The organism is Bacillus sp. N447-1 (assembly GCF_022701035.1).
Lineage (GTDB): Bacteria > Bacillota > Bacilli > Bacillales > Bacillaceae_G > Bacillus_A > Bacillus_A cereus.
The window spans coordinates 3,426,950-3,446,022 of record NZ_CP065509.1 but is presented as its reverse complement, the minus strand read 5'-3'; the positions used below and the strand labels follow the sequence as shown (position 1 = coordinate 3,446,022).

The window sequence follows — 19,073 nt, the reverse complement described above, 5'->3', positions numbered from 1 at the left end:
GAGGTGTTTATATGACTGTTATCGCTAGCGTAAAAACTTGCCTTGCTAGTGTAAGGGGAGCTCAAGCAAGCTTAAGTTCCCTTTCGCTAAACTCTACAGACGATGAAGCAAAACGCGTATTTCATGAATGTATGTTAGAAATGGACAGTGTCATCGCTGATTTACAGGATAGAGTTTCAGTATTAGAACGTGAAGAACCTCAATATAAAGGGTTTTAAGTAGACTGGAGGAAATGACTATGTCTCACCTACCGGAATGGACACTTGTCATCCTTCGCTCTGTATTCATATTAATTATTTTATTCACTATTACAAAGTGCTTAGGAAAAAGGCAAATCTCTCAACTTTCCTTTTTTGAATACATAGCGGGAATGACAATCGGTGACATCGCTGCCCAAGTATCTACAGGGCTTGATTCAAAATTTTTCCACGGCGTCTTTGCAATACTTATTTTCGCCTCGGTACCTTTTTTTGTTGGCATTCTTTCCTTAAAAAACAAAGCCGCTAGAGATTTCTTTGAAGGAAAATCGACAGTGCTAATAAAAGACGGAAAAGTACTTGAGGATAACTTAAAGAAAGAGAAATATACAAGTGATGAGTTACTTGAACTTCTTAGAGGAAATGGTGCATTCAGTATAGCGGAAGTCGAATTTGCTGTCTTAGAACCGAGCGGAGAATTAAATGTACTATTAAAGAAAGATTCTCAGCCACTTACAGCAAAAGACATCGGTTTAAAAGTACCAAACGAGAAAGAACCACAAACTGTTATTATGGATGGAAATGTACTAGATGAACCTCTTTCAGCAAGCGGACATAACCGCGCTTGGCTACATTCAGAATTAGAAAAAATCGGTGTTGTTATTGAAAATGTCTTCCTCGGTCAAGTGGATTCATACGGACAACTTACTATCGACATTTACAATGACAAACTCCAAATGCCTTCTCCTCAAAACAAACCTTTATTATTAGCATCTTTAAAAAAATGTCATGCTGATCTTGAACTATTTTCCCTAGAAACAAAGTCGAAGTCAGCAAGCGAAATGTATAGTAAAAACGCGAAACAAATCGAAAAGATTTTAAATAAAGTAACCTATCTTTTAAAAGACTAATTATCGAAAGAACGCTTCAGTTAAAAGGCGTTCTTTTCTTTTTTCTCCAGTTTTCGTAACGTTTAAATTTATGTAATTCGGTTATGATGTTGAAGATACATAAGCAGGGAATTTCGAAAACATAGCGAATATTTCATGGTACAACTACATATTTTTTTGATTTAAAGTGGTTTCGTTTGACCTTTATTGACCATAATTGTATTATAAGACTAAGAAAGCTTTATAAGGAGGAAATAACAGATGAATTTAATTCCTACAGTAATTGAACAAACAAATCGTGGAGAACGCGCTTACGATATTTACTCTCGACTATTAAAAGACCGCATCATTATGCTTGGTAGTGCAATTGATGACAACGTAGCTAACTCAATCGTTTCCCAGCTTTTATTCTTGGAATCTCAAGATCCAGAAAAAGATATTCACATCTACATCAACAGCCCTGGTGGTTCTATCACAGCGGGTATGGCAATCTATGATACAATGCAGTTTATTAAACCACAAGTATCAACAATCTGTATCGGTATGGCTGCATCTATGGGTGCATTCTTACTTGCAGCAGGTGAAAAAGGAAAACGTTATGCACTTCCAAACAGTGAAGTAATGATTCACCAACCACTTGGTGGAGCACAAGGTCAAGCGACTGAAATCGAAATCGCTGCAAAACGTATCCTATTCTTACGTGAAAAACTAAACCAAATTCTTGCTGACCGCACTGGTCAACCACTTGAAGTACTACAACGCGACACAGACCGCGACAACTTCATGACAGCAGAAAAAGCTTTAGAATACGGTTTAATCGATAAGATCTTTACAAATCGTTAATAACTAAAAGCGGAAGCGACTCGTTCAGAATCACAGGGCGATGGAGCACCTGATTCCGAGGCGCTTTTTGCCTCGAATGAAGGGGCGAAGCGACCGGAGATTCTAGCCGCTGGAGCTGGATACATAAAAAAGCGCCCTATTACAGGGTGCTTTTTTATTATCATGCACCTCCTTCTGGATACCCACCCTGGTATTCACCTAAATATATCAACGATTTTTCAATTATATCGAACAAAACTTAAATTATATCAACGATTTTTTTAATATATCAACGGTTCGACACAACATATCGATTTACCGACAATCTCCGACAAGGACAAACCAGCTAAATACCCCTCCCCGCTAATCCGCACAAACAACAAAACAAAAAAGCTATCGCATATACGCGATAGCTTTTTATTGTACATATGCAGCTAATGCTTCTAAAGCCTCTTCTGCATCTGAACCTTCTGTTGTAATTGTTATCATGCTTCCAGTTCCAATTGCTAAGCTCATAATCCCCATTATGCTCTTTGCATTTACTGTCTTTCCATCTTTCTCGATGAAGATATCTGCATGAAAGCGATTTGCCTCTTGTACAAACAACGCAGCCGGACGTGCTTGTAAACCGTTTTTTAATGAAACCTGAACTCGTTTTTGAACCACAGCTCCATTTCCCCTTTAACCTCTTATTTTTTTACTAACGTTTCCCCCGCGCGTAATTTCTCTGCGATTTCATCGATTTTACGCAAACGATGATTAATACCCGACTTACTAATCTTCCCCCCGGATACCATCTCACCTAACTCTTTCAATGTTACATCTTGATAATCTCTTCGTAATTGTGCAATCTCTTGTAATTTATCCGGCAAAATATCAAGACCAACTGTCTCATCAATATAACGAATATTTTCAATCTGTCTTAGTGCTGCACCAATTGTTTTATTTAAATTAGCTGTTTCGCAGTTCACTAAACGATTTACAGAATTACGCATATCACGTACGATTCGAATATCTTCAAATCTTAAAAGTGCATTATGAGCACCTATAATATTTAAAAACTCTGTAATTTTTTCTGCTTCTTTCAAATACGTAATGTACCCTTTTCTTCTTTCCAACGTCTTACTATTTAAATCAAATCCGTTCATCAGTTCACATATAGCATCATTATGTTCCTTATATAACGAAAAGATTTCTAAATGATAAGATGATGTTTCTGGGTTATTTACTGAACCACCTGCTAAAAATGCGCCACGTAAGTACGATCGTTTACAACATTTCTTCTCAATCAATTCTTGTGATATATTTCGAATAAATGAAAAGTCATCTCGAACGATATGAAGATCAGCTAATATTTCGCGAGACTTCTCAACAAGCCGCACAATATATACATTATTTTTCTTCAAGCGCATTTTTTTACGGACAAGCAATTCTACCGTCACGTCATATCCTTTTTTCAAAAGCGTATAAATCCTTCTTGCAATTGCCGCATTTTCCGTTTGAATATCGATAGATAGACGACGGTTTGAAAAAGAAAGCGACCCGTTCATTCGAAGTAACGCTGATAATTCTGCTTTCTCACAGCATTCCTTCATCTCAAGATTCGTCAACTCTTTCTTTGTTTCTGATGCAAATGACACAGTCAACACCTCCTTATACGATTATTATGGAACAAAATTCTTGTCCTATATGAATGAGGAGCGCTACCTCAAACGAGGCAACGCATATTTATAACAATGAATATAAAATGGACGCTAACTTTAACGTATCATGCCTTACAACATGATCATCATACTTCGCTAATCCCTCTTGAATAACATCAATATTATTTTCAACAAAACGTTCTTCATCCACTACAACTGGTGTAGACATTTCTTCCTCATATGACTTGCGTAATTCACAAGGAATCTCACGGTTATTTACAATTGCAGTATTGATAAATGGTTGCCCTAAATGATCGTGTAACGCCTGCACATGATCAAAAGCAGTATATCCCATCGTTTCACCCGCTTGTGTCATAACGTTACATACATATACCTTCTTCGCCTTTGCAGCAAGAACAGCGTCTCCAATTTTGTTAACAACTAAATTGGGCAATATACTCGTATACAAACTTCCAGGACCAAAAACAAGTAAATCAGCTCGTTTAATCTCAGCCAACGTTTCATGCAATGGCTCTACATCTTCTGGCGTTAAAAAGACACGATTAATCTTCTTTCCGTAATAAGGAATCTTTGATTCACCTGTTACAATTTCCCCATCTTCAAGTTCCGCATGAAGTACCGCACTTTGATTCGCTGCTGGTAATACACGTCCTCTGACATTTAATACTTTACTTGTTTCTGTAATTGCATGGAAAAAGTCTCCTGTAATCGAGGTCATACCTGCCAACAATAGATTTCCTAACGCATGACCTTTCAGTCCGTCTCCTGTTGTGAAACGGTGCTGAAATAAAGCTTCCACCAGTGGCTCTACATCCGATAACGCAACAAGTACGTTACGGATGTCACCTGGAGGTGGAATTTCTAGCTCATCACGTAATCTACCCGAACTGCCACCATCATCAGCAATTGTAACAACTGCTGTAATATCAACAGGATATTGCTTTAATCCCCTTAATAAAACAGAGAGTCCAGTTCCGCCTCCCATGATGACAATTTTAGGCTTTCTCTCTTTTTTCATCCCTTAATGGCCCTTTCTCTTCTCCACATCACGATGAGATACATGAACACTATACTCTGGTTTCAAATGTTTCCCAAGGTATTCTGTAAGCGTAACAGAACGATGCTGTCCACCTGTACATCCAATTGCAATTACAAGTTGACTTTTGCCTTCTCTTTTATAATGAGGCAGCATGAAAGTAATCAGATCCGTCAACTTCTCTAAAAACTTATGTGTCTCATTAAATTTCAGTACATACGAAGAAACTTCTTCATCTAGTCCTGTTAATGGCTTCATATGTGGAATGTAATATGGATTTGGTAAAAAACGAACATCAAATACTAAATCTGCATCAATTGGAATACCGTACTTAAATCCAAATGACATAACATTTACACGAAATGCTTGCTCAGTTTCTGTTGAGAACAAGTGAACAATTTTTTCACGTAATTCTTTCGGTTTTAAATCCGATGTATCAAGCACAATATTCGCTCGTGCCTTCATATCTGTTAATAAATTACGCTCTGCTTCGATTCCCTTTAACGGCAAACCAGTTGGTGCAAGTGGATGCGAACGTCTCGTTTCTTTATAACGAGTTACAAGCGTACTATCTTTCGCATCTAAAAATAAAATATGAGGAATAATCCATGTACGTTCTGATAAATCATCAAGTGCTCCCCATAAATGTTCGAAAAACTCGCGGCCACGTAAATCAATACCAAGTGCCACTTTATTCATTTTCCCTTTTGAATCCGCCATAAGCTCAATAAACTTTGGCAATAACATCGGTGGTAAATTATCCACACAAAAATATCCTAAATCTTCAAAACTTTGTAAAGCTACTGTTTTTCCGGCTCCAGACATCCCTGTAATAATTACCATTTTTATATCATTATTCTCTGTCATTGTATCCTCTCCTTGACGGTTTAACTCGGATCTAATCGATATGAAAGCAACTCAAAATCTGGGGTATATACAAATGTACCGTAGATTATGCCATTTCCTTTAATTAAATAATCAATAATGTGATAATCTCCTGGCGCCATTGCTAAATCATCAATTTTATCAAATGTATGCCAACCAATGATGCCTTCTTCGCTCTCTAGTTTGTTTTCTCCTGCAAAATCTGTCGCTAAAAAGGAGAACATCATCCATTCAGAAACAACTTTATCACCTTCTTGGATGACAAAGGTGAAGACCCCCTTTAACGCTGGGTTTTTCAAATAAATACCTGTTTCTTCACGATACTCGCGAACAACGGAATCTCTTACAGTCTCACCACGCTCCATTTTCCCGCCTGGTGCAACCCACCAATTTCGGCGAGGTTTTTGGAGTAAGAGTACTTCATTATCTCTAATTAACACACAGTTTGTCACTCTTTGCATGTTTCTTCACCTCAGCTACTTGCAGTAAAATTTCTCACTGCATACTTCTTTCATTATACTATCAAAAACAGTTTGCTACAACGAAGGAGCCAGTCCTCTTTCGCTAAGCATATACTACTCAGCAATTTTAAAAAAGCTTTCTATAACAAGCAATGTAAATGCTTATACTTTGAATGAATAGCATGAAAAAATCCCCTTAACGATTTTTATCGCCAAGGGGATTAAAGCCCTTATTTCTTACCGAAATAAGTAACAATCGCAAATCCTAAAATAAAGGTAATGATTGAACTTATAATTGAAAATCCACCAGTCGGAATCCCAGGGAATACAATTACAATCGAACCGATTACAAGTCCAATAATTGCCGCAAATGTCATACTTTTATAACGATCTAATAAAAAACTAATGCCTTTACTACTTACAACAAATCCAACCATAACACCAGCACCGATAACCACGATTAAAGGTAAGTTAAGTGTAGTTAAAGCGTTAATTGCTGTTGGATACACACCAATAATTAATAAAATAAACGATCCACTAATTCCAGGAAGCAGCATGGCCATGCTAGCCATCCATCCTGCGAAAAATAAACCAATTGCATTTAAAATTGTTAACGTCGTAATTGGATCTGCTGCCTTATCTGGTTTAAAGAAAGCTGTAATCGCAACAAGAATTGCTGCAACTATTAATAAAACGATGTGCTTACCTTTAAACGACGACTTTGCATCAGCTTCCCTCATTAACATCGGTAATATACTAATAATTAAACCGAGGAAGAAAAATTGAGTCGGTTCATAATGATTTGCAAGTAAATATTTAATAACGTGACTTAACGTTAAAAATGCCGCTGCCACACCAGCTGCAAGTGGAATTAAAAATCCTAAATGTTTTTTCCATTCACGACTAAAGAATCCACTAATTGCCGCAAGCAATTGTTCATAAATCCCTAACACAACAGCGATTGTACCGCCGCTCACACCAGGAATTAAATCACTAACGCCCATACAAAATCCACGATATATATTACGCCATTCCATACTGAATAAATTCCTCATTTCTTATAGTGATTTTTTCCGTAAAGTCCAGTATATCAATAAGAAAGCTTATAATCCTTATATTTTTTGACAAAACTTTGACATTTTCACACAAAAAAAGAAGAAAGCTCCTGTCGGTAGCTTTCTTCTCACAAGGTATATTATCCCTTATTTTTCTGATACAGTTTTTAATTCCTCTAATAATTCTTCTACGTAATGTTGTGCACTTTGCGCTGCAATACTACCGTCACCTGTTGCAGTTACAATTTGACGAAGCATTTTTTCACGAACATCACCAGCTGCGAAAATACCAGGAATTTTCGTTTCCATACGCTCGTTCGTTTCAAGGTAACCATTTTCATTTGTAATACCTAGTTCAACAAATGGTTTTGATAAAGGTAACATACCGATGTATACGAATACGCCGTCAGTTTTGACTTCTTTCTCTTCTCCACTATTTACGTCCACAAGTGTTACACTTCCTACTTTACCACTTGCTTCGTTGATTTCTTTTATCGTGTGATTCCAAATGAAATCTACTTTTTCGTTTTGGAAAGCACGGTCTTGTAAAATTTTCTGTGCACGAAGCGTGTCACGACGGTGAACGATCGTTACTTTTGATGCGAAGCGCGTTAAGAACACACCCTCTTCAACAGCAGAATCTCCGCCGCCAATTACGATAAGTTCTTTTCCTTTAAAGAATGCTCCGTCACATACTGCACAATATGATACACCGCGGCCGCCAAGTTCTGTTTCACCCGGTACACCAATTTTTTTATACTCTGCACCGCTTGCAACGATAATTGCACGTGCTTTATATTCTTTTTTACCAGCAATAATTGTTTTGTATTCCTTACCATCGATGACTTCTTTCACATCACCGTATGCATATTCAGCACCAAATTTCTTCGCATGCTCGAACATTTTATTTGATAAATCTGGTCCTAAAATAGACTCATAACCTGGGTAGTTTTCTACATCTTCCGTGTTTGCCATTTGGCCACCTGGAATACCACGCTCAAGCATTAATGTGCTTAAATTTGCACGAGATGTATATACTGCAGCTGTCATACCAGCTGGTCCTGCACCAATAATAACGACATCATAAATTTTTTCTTCTGACACACTATTCACTCCTATCCATTCCTACACAATTAAGTTACCCTCATTATACTGTTAGCATCATTTTTTTCCCAATGATTTGCTTATCTTATGTGTGCGTACGCTTAACAGCTTGCACATACTTTCGGACAGTCGCTACAGATACATTATATACATCTCCAAGCTCCGACTGTGTCATTTTATTTCCTTGTTCGCCGCGTACAATGTATTCAATCGCAGCTGACCAGCCGTACACATTTGTAAATATGTCTCCAGATGTATATAAACGTATGAACGTACAAAACCAAAAGTGTAAACACTCTTCAATTAATTCATCATCTTTTTTCGTATAATTGTATAATGCATCCGCGATTCTCGCGCACTGCTCAAATTGCTGTAAATCAGCTGGAATACTCTTATGACTATTAAGTAAAAAGAAGTACTTTGCAAGTTGTGATACGATGGGAACACCGTTCTTCGCTTGCGTTATATCAAAGAAGAATCCCACCTTCTCCGGCGTTGACAATTCATTCATTAAATATAAAGCTAGCATTTGTTCTTCTAGCGTCGCACTTTGCTGAAATGATTTTCGTAATTCTTCAAATAACACGTTTTGTCCTTCATCTGCTAAATTCAGCGCATTCCACGGTTCTTTTCCCTTTTTATCAGGATGCAATTCCACGACATATTGCCACATTTTTTCAGCTAGTTGCTGATCTTTCACCATATAAGCAGAATATGCAAACCAATAATAAAAACTAACGTCCCCCTCATATCCTTGACGCTTTAATAGTTTGAACCATTTATATGCATGCTCGAAATAACCAATTGTTGCAAGTGTAGTTCCCAGTTTCAAACGATGCTCAAATGAAATTGGATATACTGAAACTAGCTGTCCCGCTAATGCTTCTACTTGTTTATGCTCTCCAATTGAATATAGAAAAATAAGTGTATTACAAAGCGCATGTATATTACCAGGATTTTTCTCTAAAATCATTTCTGTTAACTTCAGCGCTTTGTCTACATTACCCGATTGAAAATGTGCAATGGCTAAATTATTATGACCTGACCAAAATTCCGGATAATCTTTCGTAACAATTTCTAATGTAGCAATTGCTTCTTCTAATTGTCCATTACGAATATAACGATTCGCTTCTTCCTGCATAACAATTAAATCATCTTCATCTTCAATCTCTTCCGCACCCATTGCTTCTTCTTCCATAATCTCTAGAAGTTCTAATGTATCTTCTACGAATTCCTTCTCTTTTGCAACTTCTAAATAGCGATCCGCATATTTCTTCGCCTGTTGAAATAACCCCATATATGCATAATTATTTGCAATAAAATAATAGCACTGTTCAAGTTCAGGATTAGATCTAACTAACTTTAAGAAGGTTTGATTCGACTCTTGATATTCACCAGCCTCAGATAATACTGTTGCTAATTGACATAAAATAAACGGCTCCTTCTCACTTTGTGCCGCTCTTCGAAAATATTTAATTGCATCTTGCAATTTTTGTCCTTTGTAAGCTCTCATCCCTTTTTTATAAAAGAAGTCCGCTAATTGATTAAAAGAGATAACTTGTCCGTTCTCCTTATATATCCTTTGATTTTTCCCCATATATCCTCCAGTTTTTTGTTTTCTTCGTTCACACATTCTTCTATCTATAAGTATAAACGATTCCGTAAAAAACAAAACAGTATATTATACTCAATTATTTCCTTTTTATTCATAAAAAAAGAGGAGAAATGTTACATTTTCACCATGAACCTTCTCTGGCGGTCATTTGCTCTTTCGTATAAATAATACGCATTGGATTTCCACCTACGAAAGCACCGCTCGGTACATCTCTATGAACAAGTGTGCCAGCTGAGACAGTCGCACCGTCTCCAATTTTCACACCTGGTAATATTGTTACATTCGCTCCAATCATCACTTCATTTCCAATGACGATTTCCCCAAGTCGATATTCACGAATTAAATATTCATGTGCTAAAAGCGTTGTGTTATAGCCAATAATCGAATTCTCTCCCACAGTTATCTTTTCTGGGAACATAATATCCGGCATTACCATAAGCGCAAATGATGTTTTCTTTCCTACTTTCATCCGTAAAAAAGTGCGGTACAACCAATTCTTCACAGATAAAAATGGCGTGTAACGTGCAATTTGGATAATAATAAAGTTTTTCATTACCTTCCAAAAAGACACTGTTTTATACACATTCCATAATGAATTTTCTCCTGAAACAGGATAGCGCGTTGTCCGTCGCACTTAGCTCGCTCCTCTACTAACTTACTTGGACCTTTATGAACGGTTCATATTAGACAAAATCGGTAGCAAATCACTCATTTTATCTAGCATAAAGTCCGGCTTGTAAGCCTCTAAATACGCTCTACCTTTCAACGTCCATGAAACCGCAGCTGTTTTCGTCCCCGCATTTTGACCACCGACAATATCATGATGATTATCCCCAACCATCAATGCTTCTTCTGGTTTTGCATCTAATAATTCAAGCGCTTTTTGAAGTGGCTCTGGATGTGGTTTCACATGCTCTACATCATCAATTGTCACGACAACATCAAAAAATTCATCAAGCTTTGACAACTGTAATCCCATCTCAACGGTTTGTCTCGCTTTCGTTGTAACAATACCAACTTTATAACCTTGCTTCTTCAACTCTCGAACTGTTTCATATACAGTTTCATATTCTTCTACTAATTCATCATGATGATCATGGTTAAATTCGCGATAACTTGTAATCATCTCTTCAACCTTACTTTCATCAATCTTACTGAAAGTATCATGCAAAGATGGACCGATAAATGGCAATACATCTTCACGCTTATATTGATTTGGATAATACGTATTTAAAGTATGTAAAAAAGAAGAAATAATAAGTTCGTTTGTATTAATTAAAGTTCCATCTAAATCAAATAAAACTGTATTTATTCTCATCGCCTTAGTCCTTTCGCCTTCCTGAATATGAAAGAAGCAGCATCTTATAATAAGATGCTACTTGTCTCTAATTTTCTAAATATCTTTTATCAGCTTGCCCCATTTTTCGTCTCACAATAATGAAAATAATAGAAATAACAACAAGTCCAATTGACATTACTTGTGCGATACGAAGTGGTCCTAGCATTAAACTATCTGTACGTAAGCCTTCTACGAAGAAGCGTCCTACTGAATACCAAATTAAATATGTGAAGAATAACTCCCCGCGACGTAAATTCACTTTTCTTAATGCAAGTAGTAAAATTACGCCTGCAAAATTCCATAATGATTCATATAAAAACGTCGGATGATAGTACACACCCTCAATATACATTTGATTAATAATAAAATCCGGTAAATGAAGACCTTCTAAAAACTGTCTCGTTACTTCATCACCATGCGCCTCTTGGTTCATAAAGTTTCCCCATCGGCCAATTGCTTGTCCTAGTAAAATACTTGGTGCAGCAATATCAGCCAACTTCCAGAAAGAAAGTCCGCGTCGTTTCGCAAAAAGAACACCTGTAATAACAGCCCCGATTAAACCACCATGAATCGCCAAACCACCTTGACGAATATTAATAATTTGACTCGGATTTTGTGCGTAATATTCCCATTCAAAAATAACATAGTACATTCTCGCAAAAAGAATAGCGATCGGTACTGCAATTAATACAAGGTCAACAAATGTATCTTTTGGAATACCTAGCCTTTCTCCCTCGCGAGTTGCCAGCCAAAGACCTAATAGCACACCTGTACCGATAATAATCCCGTACCAATACACAGGAAATGGCCCAAGTTGGATAGCTACACGGTCAAGCTGTGGTACAGAAGCTAACAGCATATGTATATGACCTCCCTCTCCAAAGTTTACTCCTGATTTCCTAACTCAATTGCACTCATTAATCGTTCAGAGAACTGCTGTGCTGCATTGACTCCCATACGTTTTAAACGGAAGTTCATCGCTGCTACTTCAATAATAACAGCCAAGTTTCGACCAGGACGAACTGGAAGTGTAATCTTCGTAAGCTCTGTATCAATAATTTTCATCTTCTCTTCATCAAGACCTAAGCGATCGTAATTTTTCTTTTGATCCCAAATTTCAAGATTAATAACAAGTGTAATACGCTTATAATTTCGTACTGCCCCTGCACCGAATAACGTCATAACGTTAATAATACCTAGACCACGAATTTCTAATAAATGCTCGATTAAATCTGGTGAGCTTCCGACTAACATGTCTTCATCTTCTTGACGAATTTCTACACTATCATCCGCAACAAGACGGTGACCACGCTTTACAAGCTCAAGAGCTGTCTCACTTTTACCAACACCACTTTGACCTGTAATTAAAACACCAACACCGTAAATATCTACTAACACACCATGAACAGCAGTTGTTGGTGCTAACTTACCTTCTAAATAGTTTGTTAAACGACTTGATAATCTAGTTGTCGTTTGAGAAGAACGTAATAAAGGCATACCTGATTCACGTGATGCTTGTAATAACTCATCTGGTACATCTTGATTACGAGTTACAATAATACATGGCGTCTCCTCAGTACAAAGCGCTTTCATTCTCTCTTGTTTTTGCTCTGACGTTAACGTGTCAAAGAACGTAAGCTCCGTCTTTCCAAGAAGCTGCACACGATCTGCTGGATAATATGTAAAAAATCCTGCCATTTCAATTCCAGGTCGTGATAAATCACTTGTATCAATCGGACGATGAATGCCTTCTTCACCACTGATTAACTCCAATTGAAATTGTTCAATTAAATCTTTTGTCCTTACTTTCGGCATATGTATAAACCTCCACTCCGCTGCGGGTTCAGTCTCGTTTGATGTAAAATTCCATTCTATCGGATATTGTACCATTTTTTTCTGGAAACAAGAAATACGGTTTCTAATAAATAGAAAAAAACATTTCATACGAATAATGAAATGTTTTTCTTTTTGTCACTTTCTCTTTTTTTCATATAGAGGTTCAACAATTGCCTTTTCAATTATCATATTAAAAATTGAAATACAAATTGCCGCAACAATCGCTACACCAAATCCTGATATATTAAAAGCATCTCCTAATAATGAATCTGCTATTTTTAACGTAATCGCATTAATAACAATTAAGAAGAAGCCGAAAGTTACAACAGTAATTGGTAGCGTAATTAAAATTAAAAATGGCTTTACGAACACATTTAAAACCGCCAATATAATACTCGCAATAATTGCAGTTTGTATATTTGCTACGTAAAATGCATCTGGTGCAATCCCTTTTAAAAGTCCCGATACAGCGATTAACACAACGCTATTTACAAGAAGTGATACAATCCATCTCATTTCGTTACACATCCTTTTAAACATATATATTTCATCATACGCTAATAGATAATAAACGCAAGTATGATACAAACACTTATATCAACTTATTCTATCTTTCATGCTTGTATACCTACTAACATGCTTACCAGTTTTTCCTCGTAAAATAAAAACCGAGCGTCATTTCCACTCGGTTTTCATCAATAAACTTATTGCGATAACTCTACTTCTTTTATTTTCTCTTTCATTCTTGCTTTATCACGATTTAAAATCTCTTTTAAATACTTACCTGTGTATGAGCGTTCTTCTTTCACTACTTGCTCTGGCGTTCCTGAAGCAACGATTTGTCCACCTTTATCTCCGCCCTCTGGTCCAAGGTCAACGATATAATCAGCTGTTTTAATTACATCTAAATTATGTTCAATTACAAGTACCGTCTCACCGCTCTCAACAAGACGTTGCAGCACTTCTAGAAGACGTGCAATATCATGCGCATGCAAACCAGTCGTTGGCTCATCTAAAATGTATAACGTACGACCTGTAGAACGACGGTGTAATTCAGAAGCTAATTTCACACGCTGTGCTTCCCCACCAGATAACGTTGTTGCTGGTTGACCTAATTTCATATAACCAAGCCCAACATCTACAAGCGTTTGAAGTTTACGCTTAATTTTAGGAATATTGGCGAAGAATTCTACCCCATCTTCAATTGTCATCCCTAACACTTCAGAAATATTCTTATCTTTATATTTCACTTCTAACGTTTCACGATTATATCGTTTACCGTGACAAACTTCACACGGAACATACACATCTGGTAGGAAATGCATTTCAATTTTAATAATTCCATCACCACGGCACGCTTCACAACGGCCACCTTTTACGTTAAAGCTGAAACGTCCTTTTTGATATCCGCGCACTTTCGCTTCATTCGTTTGGGCAAACACATCACGAATATCATCGAATACACCTGTATACGTTGCTGGATTTGAACGTGGTGTACGTCCGATTGGCGATTGATCAATATCGATTACTTTATCTAAATGCTCAAGACCTTTAATCTCTTTATGAGTACCTGGCTTTGCTTTCGCTTTATATAACTTTTGTGCTAACGATTTATATAATACTTCATTAATCATCGTACTTTTACCAGAACCAGATACACCCGTTACCGCTACAAACGTACCAAGCGGGAATGACATTTTCGCGTTCTTTAAATTATTCTCTTTTGCACCCACAATCTCTACTTTACGTCCATCACCTTTACGTCTTTCAAGTGGAACTGGAATAAACTCTTTACCACTTAAATACTTCCCTGTTAATGAATTCTCATCTTGCATAACTTCAGCCGGTGTCCCCGCTGAAACGACCTGTCCACCGTGAATACCTGCACCAGGCCCTATATCAAGTAAATAGTCAGCAGCCATCATCGTATCTTCATCATGCTCAACAACGATTAATGTATTACCTAAATCGCGCATTTCTTGCAATGTACGAATAAGACGATCGTTATCGCGCTGGTGTAAACCAATTGAAGGCTCATCAAGAATATAAAGTACGCCAGTTAGACGAGAACCAATTTGCGTCGCTAAGCGAATACGCTGCGCCTCACCACCTGATAACGTACCAGCCGCACGACTTAACGTTAAATAATCTAAACCAACGTTCACTAAGAACCCAACGCGCTCCTGAATTTCTCTTAAAATTAAATGAGCTATTTTTTGTTGCTTCTCCGTTAGCTCTACATTCGAGAAGAATTCTTGTACTTCTTGAACTGAATACTTCGTTACGTCAGCAATCGTTTTATTGCCAACAAATACAGCTAAACTCTCAGGCTTTAAGCGTCCACCTTTACACTTTGGACAAGCTTGTTCTGCCATATACTTTTCCATTTGCTCACGAATGTAATCGGAACTCGTTTCACGATAACGACGTTCAATGTTTGGAATAACACCTTCAAATAAAATCTCATTTTCCTTTACTTGACCAAATTCATTTACATAGCGGAAATAAACTTTCTCTTCCCCGCTTCCGTACAACACTTTATCAAATAAATCTTTCGGTATATTTTTTACAGGCACATCCATATCAACGCCGTAATGATTACATACAGATTGTAAAAGTTGTGGGTAATATTGTGAACTTGTTGGTTCCCAAGGCGCAATCGCATGTTCATTTAATGATAAATCCCAGTTAGGAATAACAAGCTCTAAATCTACCTCTAGCTTTGAACCAAGTCCATCACAAGAAGGACATGCTCCGAACGGACTATTGAATGAGAACATACGCGGCTCTAATTCTCCAATTGAAAAACCACAATGCGGACAAGCGTGATGTTCGCTAAACAGAAGTTCCTCTTCTCCCATAACATCGATTAACACTCGTCCCCCGCCAAGCTTTAATGCACTTTCAAGTGAATCAGCAAGACGGCTTGCGATTCCTTCTTTTACAACAATACGGTCAATTACAACTTCAATGGAATGCTTCTTGTTTTTATCTAACGCAATATCTTCAGATACATCAAGCATTTCACCGTCAACGCGAACACGAACATATCCTTGCTTCTTAATATCTTCAAGTACTTTTACATGCGCACCTTTACGCCCAGAAACGATAGGCGCTAACACTTGTAATTTCGTACGTTCAGGATATTCAAGAACGCGGTCTACCATCTGCTCTACTGTTTGTGACGTAATTTCAATGCCATGATTCGGACAAATTGGCGTACCAATTCGTGCAAATAATAAACGTAAGTAATCATAAATCTCCGTTACCGTTCCGACAGTTGAACGTGGGTTACGACTCGTCGTTTTTTGATCGATTGAAATTGCTGGTGACAATCCTTCAATCGTGTCCACATCCGGCTTATCCATTTGTCCTAAAAACTGGCGCGCATACGCAGATAACGATTCTACGTATCTGCGCTGCCCTTCTGCATAAATCGTATCAAATGCTAATGATGATTTCCCCGAACCAGACAATCCCGTTACAACGACAAGCTGATTTCTCGGAATGGTTACATCAATATTTTTTAAGTTATGTGCTCTAGCACCTTTTACAACGATAAAATCCTTGCTCTTACTCACTTTTTTCACCCTTCCGCTTTTAATTCTAATAGTAAATCTCTTAGTTCAGCTGCACGCTCGAAGTCTAACGCTTTTGCTGCTTCTTTCATCTCTGCTTCCATCTTCGCAATTGTCTTTTCGCGCTCTTTTTTCGTCATTTTCTTAGCAGGAGTTGCTTCGTATGTTTCTGTCTCTTCAGCAGCTGTCGTTGCACGGATAACATCACGAACGCCTTTTTGAATCGTTTTCGGCGTAATACCATGCTCTTCATTGTAAGCTTCTTGTATACTACGACGACGCTTCGTTTCTTCAATCGCAATTCCCATAGATTTCGTTATACGATCTGCGTACATAATAACGCGGCCGTTTTCATTACGCGCGGCACGACCGATTGTTTGAATTAATGAACGTTCTGAACGTAAGAACCCTTCCTTATCAGCATCTAAAATCGCTACAAGTGATACTTCTGGAATATCTAATCCTTCTCGTAATAAGTTAATACCGACCAGTACATCAAATTTACCGAGGCGAAGATCGCGGATAATTTCAATACGTTCTAACGTTTTAATTTCAGAGTGAAGATAGTTAACTTTAATTCCTACATCTTTTAAGTAGTCCGTTAAATCCTCTGACATTTTCTTCGTTAAAGTCGTAATTAATACACGTTCATTTTTTGCAATACGATCTTGAATCTCTCCTAATAAATCGTCAATTTGCCCTTCAATTGGTCGTATATCAATTGGTGGATCTAAAAGCCCTGTTGGACGAATAATTTGTTCTATTACTTCTGGCGACTGCTCTAACTCATACGGTCCTGGCGTTGCTGAAACATAAATAACTTGATTCGTTTTCTCTTCAAACTCATCGAATGTGAGCGGTCTATTATCTAAAGCTGACGGCAGACGGAATCCATGATCCACAAGCACTTGCTTACGCGCTTGGTCCCCGTTATACATCGCTCTTACTTGCGGTACTGATACGTGCGATTCATCCATAACGATTAAGAAATCTTTCGGGAAATAGTCTAATAGCGTATACGGCGTTGCCCCCGCTGGACGAAGTGTTAAATGACGGGAGTAGTTTTCAATACCTGAACAAAATCCCATCTCGCGCATCATTTCTAAATCATAACGTGTACGCTGTTCTATACGCTGCGCTTCTAACAACTTGCCGTTATCATTTAATTCCTTTAAACGCTCTTCTAATTCTTTTTCGATATTTTCAATAGCGACCTTCATCTTTTCTTCACGTGTAACGAAGTGAGATGCTGGGAAGATTGCTACATGATCACGTTCTGCTAATACTTCACCTGTTAACGCATTTACTTCACGAATACGATCGATTTCATCACCGAAAAATTCGATTCGAATACAATGCTCATCAAGTGATGCCGGGAAGATTTCAACTACATCTCCTCGCACACGGAATGTACCACGCTTGAAATCAATATCATTACGTCCATACTGTACATCAACAAGTTCACGAAGCAATTGATTACGGTCTTTTTCCATACCAACTCGAAGCGAAACAACTAGCTCGCGGTATTCTTCTGGAGAACCTAAGCCATATATACACGAAACACTCGCAACAATAATTACATCGTCCCGTTCAAATAATGCAGACGTTGCCGAGTGACGCAATTTATCAATTTCATCATTAATTTGCGCATCTTTTTCAATAAACGTATCTGTTTGTGGTACATACGCTTCTGGCTGATAATAATCGTAGTAACTAACAAAATATTCAACTGCATTATTCGGGAAAAAGTCTTTCAACTCACTATATAACTGCCCTGCTAACGTTTTATTATGAGCCATAACAAGTGTTGGCTTTTGCACTTCTTTAATGACATTTGAAATCGTAAATGTCTTACCCGTTCCTGTTGCTCCAAGCAACACTTGCTTTTTCTTTCCACTATTAATTCCCTCTACAAGCTTCTCTATAGCTACCGGCTGATCACCTTGCGGGGAATACGCTGAGACAATTTCAAATTGACGTTCCAAGAAAATCCGACCTCCTCATAAAAATCTGTATTATTATTTTACCACGAATACCTATAAAAAACCTAAAAAAACGAACAGATATTCGGTAAAGTTTTCGACAATATACACATAGAAAAAGGAAGGAGTAAATACTTCCTTCCTCTACTAACTCTATTTTTTTGATACATATAATAAGTCATATCCATTGCGTCCATCTTCATTCATACAATCCGTTAACCGATAAGTACTTTCTGATTCGCGCTGCTCTTTAACAATACTTTTACAACTATCTTTATGTAATCCTTTATGGTCACCAGCAAACTTGTCTTGTCTACTATCTAACACATAAAGGATATCTTTCCCACTATGCTCTAACGTTTGAAAAACCGGGTCACCTTCATCGGTATACTGTACAATTCTTATTTTATCAACTTCCCCTTGATCAACGTTCATAACGAACTGTTCGAATTTATCTAGATTGGAAGTTCCTACTCCCTTTACAATGACATCATTCTTCTTATCAATTGTAGTGCTAGATGGTGAACATGCTACTAAACTAAAGAGAAATAGACATATACAGCTGATTCTTTTTTCTATTGTCATCCTCTCCTATAAAAATTATTTGTA

At 37.5% G+C, this 19,073-nt stretch carries 19 protein-coding genes; 3 read left to right on the top strand and 16 right to left on the bottom strand.

Annotated elements, in window-relative coordinates; all coding sequences use genetic code 11:
* Positions 1-11 precede the first annotated feature (11 nt).
* From IQ781_RS17350 to clpP, 3 genes are all read left to right on the top strand, one after another.
* Positions 12-218, top strand: coding sequence for a DUF1657 domain-containing protein (locus IQ781_RS17350; RefSeq protein WP_000215916.1), 207 nt, complete (start codon positions 12-14; stop codon positions 216-218).
* Positions 219-238: 20 nt separating this feature from the next.
* Complete coding sequence (locus tag IQ781_RS17345) at positions 239-1,108, top strand: DUF421 domain-containing protein (protein ID WP_016125686.1); 870 nt, start codon at positions 239-241, stop codon at positions 1,106-1,108.
* 240 nt (positions 1,109-1,348) lie between these two features.
* Positions 1,349-1,930, top strand: coding sequence for an ATP-dependent Clp endopeptidase proteolytic subunit ClpP (clpP, locus tag IQ781_RS17340; protein WP_001049162.1), 582 nt, complete (start codon positions 1,349-1,351; stop codon positions 1,928-1,930).
* 396 nt (positions 1,931-2,326) lie between these two features.
* On the opposite strand, the gene IQ781_RS17335 is transcribed toward clpP, so the two are convergent.
* The 16 genes from IQ781_RS17335 to IQ781_RS17260 form a co-directional block, all read right to left on the bottom strand.
* The gene (locus IQ781_RS17335) at positions 2,327-2,575 is read right to left on the bottom strand and encodes an HPr family phosphocarrier protein (protein WP_000250307.1); all 249 of its coding nucleotides are present in this window, start codon (positions 2,573-2,575) and stop codon (positions 2,327-2,329) included.
* A gap of 23 nt (positions 2,576-2,598) precedes the next feature.
* Positions 2,599-3,549, bottom strand: coding sequence for a DNA-binding protein WhiA (whiA, locus tag IQ781_RS17330; protein ID WP_000006558.1), 951 nt, complete (start codon positions 3,547-3,549; stop codon positions 2,599-2,601).
* Positions 3,550-3,637: 88 nt separating this feature from the next.
* Positions 3,638-4,591 (bottom strand): gluconeogenesis factor YvcK family protein, encoded by a 954-nt coding sequence (locus tag IQ781_RS17325; RefSeq protein ID WP_000712188.1) that lies wholly within the window; start codon positions 4,589-4,591, stop codon positions 3,638-3,640.
* 3 nt (positions 4,592-4,594) lie between these two features.
* Positions 4,595-5,476, bottom strand: a complete 882-nt coding sequence (gene rapZ / locus IQ781_RS17320; protein ID WP_000138459.1) for an RNase adapter RapZ — start codon at positions 5,474-5,476, stop codon at positions 4,595-4,597.
* A 20-nt stretch (positions 5,477-5,496) separates the two neighbouring features.
* The gene (locus tag IQ781_RS17315) at positions 5,497-5,955 is read right to left on the bottom strand and encodes an NUDIX hydrolase (protein WP_001190080.1); all 459 of its coding nucleotides are present in this window, start codon (positions 5,953-5,955) and stop codon (positions 5,497-5,499) included.
* A 230-nt stretch (positions 5,956-6,185) separates the two neighbouring features.
* Positions 6,186-6,992: a DUF368 domain-containing protein gene (locus tag IQ781_RS17310; RefSeq protein ID WP_000455196.1), complete on the bottom strand. Its 807-nt coding sequence runs from the start codon at positions 6,990-6,992 to the stop codon at positions 6,186-6,188.
* A 165-nt stretch (positions 6,993-7,157) separates the two neighbouring features.
* Positions 7,158-8,114, bottom strand: a complete 957-nt coding sequence (trxB, locus tag IQ781_RS17305; protein ID WP_001288078.1) for a thioredoxin-disulfide reductase — start codon at positions 8,112-8,114, stop codon at positions 7,158-7,160.
* A gap of 85 nt (positions 8,115-8,199) precedes the next feature.
* Positions 8,200-9,711 (bottom strand): tetratricopeptide repeat protein, encoded by a 1,512-nt coding sequence (locus IQ781_RS17300; RefSeq protein WP_000517741.1) that lies wholly within the window; start codon positions 9,709-9,711, stop codon positions 8,200-8,202.
* Between the two features lie 139 nt (positions 9,712-9,850).
* Positions 9,851-10,363 carry an acyltransferase gene (locus IQ781_RS17295; protein WP_001255070.1) on the bottom strand — a complete coding sequence of 171 codons (513 nt, stop codon included), beginning with the start codon at positions 10,361-10,363 and terminating at the stop codon, positions 9,851-9,853.
* Between the two features lie 33 nt (positions 10,364-10,396).
* The gene (ppaX, locus tag IQ781_RS17290; RefSeq protein ID WP_001222403.1) at positions 10,397-11,047 is read right to left on the bottom strand and encodes a pyrophosphatase PpaX; all 651 of its coding nucleotides are present in this window, start codon (positions 11,045-11,047) and stop codon (positions 10,397-10,399) included.
* A gap of 67 nt (positions 11,048-11,114) precedes the next feature.
* The gene (gene lgt, locus IQ781_RS17285; protein WP_000922849.1) at positions 11,115-11,927 is read right to left on the bottom strand and encodes a prolipoprotein diacylglyceryl transferase; all 813 of its coding nucleotides are present in this window, start codon (positions 11,925-11,927) and stop codon (positions 11,115-11,117) included.
* Between the two features lie 26 nt (positions 11,928-11,953).
* Complete coding sequence (gene hprK, locus IQ781_RS17280) at positions 11,954-12,883, bottom strand: HPr(Ser) kinase/phosphatase (RefSeq protein ID WP_001127250.1); 930 nt, start codon at positions 12,881-12,883, stop codon at positions 11,954-11,956.
* 156 nt (positions 12,884-13,039) lie between these two features.
* The gene (locus IQ781_RS17275) at positions 13,040-13,420 is read right to left on the bottom strand and encodes a phage holin family protein (RefSeq protein ID WP_001267308.1); all 381 of its coding nucleotides are present in this window, start codon (positions 13,418-13,420) and stop codon (positions 13,040-13,042) included.
* 188 nt (positions 13,421-13,608) lie between these two features.
* The gene (uvrA, locus tag IQ781_RS17270) at positions 13,609-16,485 is read right to left on the bottom strand and encodes an excinuclease ABC subunit UvrA (protein WP_000045572.1); all 2,877 of its coding nucleotides are present in this window, start codon (positions 16,483-16,485) and stop codon (positions 13,609-13,611) included.
* A 5-nt stretch (positions 16,486-16,490) separates the two neighbouring features.
* The gene (gene uvrB / locus IQ781_RS17265; RefSeq protein ID WP_000441059.1) at positions 16,491-18,467 is read right to left on the bottom strand and encodes an excinuclease ABC subunit B; all 1,977 of its coding nucleotides are present in this window, start codon (positions 18,465-18,467) and stop codon (positions 16,491-16,493) included.
* Between the two features lie 150 nt (positions 18,468-18,617).
* Positions 18,618-19,049, bottom strand: a complete 432-nt coding sequence (locus tag IQ781_RS17260) for a DUF4362 domain-containing protein (protein ID WP_050229123.1) — start codon at positions 19,047-19,049, stop codon at positions 18,618-18,620.
* Positions 19,050-19,073: the final 24 nt, after the last annotated feature.